The organism is Photobacterium kagoshimensis (assembly GCF_050337045.1).
Taxonomy (GTDB): Bacteria; Pseudomonadota; Gammaproteobacteria; order Enterobacterales; family Vibrionaceae; genus Photobacterium; species Photobacterium kagoshimensis.
The window spans coordinates 1-629 of record NZ_JAKJSO010000059.1 but is presented as its reverse complement, the minus strand read 5'-3'; the positions used below and the strand labels follow the sequence as shown (position 1 = coordinate 629).

The 629-nt window shown below is 50.6% G+C and carries 5 tRNA genes; all 5 read right to left on the bottom strand.

The annotated features are described in order from the left end of the window. Window positions 1–9 precede the first annotated feature (9 nt). A tRNA-Leu gene (locus tag L4C35_RS23215) sits at window positions 10–96 on the bottom strand. Between the two features lie 80 nt (window positions 97–176). Then, window positions 177–252 (bottom strand) — tRNA-Gly (locus L4C35_RS23210). A 6-nt stretch (window positions 253–258) separates the two neighbouring features. Continuing rightward, window positions 259–332, bottom strand: a tRNA-Cys gene (locus tag L4C35_RS23205). Window positions 333–384: 52 nt separating this feature from the next. Continuing rightward, a tRNA-Leu gene (locus tag L4C35_RS23200) sits at window positions 385–471 on the bottom strand. Window positions 472–551: 80 nt separating this feature from the next. After that, window positions 552–627 (bottom strand) — tRNA-Gly (locus tag L4C35_RS23195). Window positions 628–629: the final 2 nt, after the last annotated feature.

Below are 629 nucleotides of genomic sequence, written 5' to 3'. Positions count from 1 at the left end.
AGGAATAGATGGTGCCCCGGGCCGGACTTGAACCGGCACAACGCGAACGTCGAGGGATTTTAAATCCCTTGTGTCTACCAATTCCACCACCAGGGCACGCAAGTCTTTGCGATGCGCCAACTGAAAAGTTAAACACCATCTTTGTCTTACTGCTATAAAGCAATYCGACTTTAATTTGGAGCGACACACGAGGTTCGAACTCGTGACCTCAACCTTGGCAAGGTTGCGCTCTACCAGCTGAGCTAGTGTCGCATAATATGGAGGCGCGTCCCGGAGTCGAACCGAGGTCCACGGATTTGCAATCCGCTGCATAGCCACTCTGCCAACGCGCCATATTTCTTTCTCTACTCAATATCGCCTATGGTAACGATATTAAGGAATAGATGGTGCCCCGGGCCGGACTTGAACCGGCACAACGCGAACGTCGAGGGATTTTAAATCCCTTGTGTCTACCAATTCCACCACCAGGGCACGCAAGTCTTTGCGATGCGCCAACTGAAAAGTTAAACACCATCTTTGTCTTACTGCTATAAAGCAATYCGACTTTAATTTGGAGCGACACACGAGGTTCGAACTCGTGACCTCAACCTTGGCAAGGTTGCGCTCTACCAGCTGAGCTAGTGTCGCAT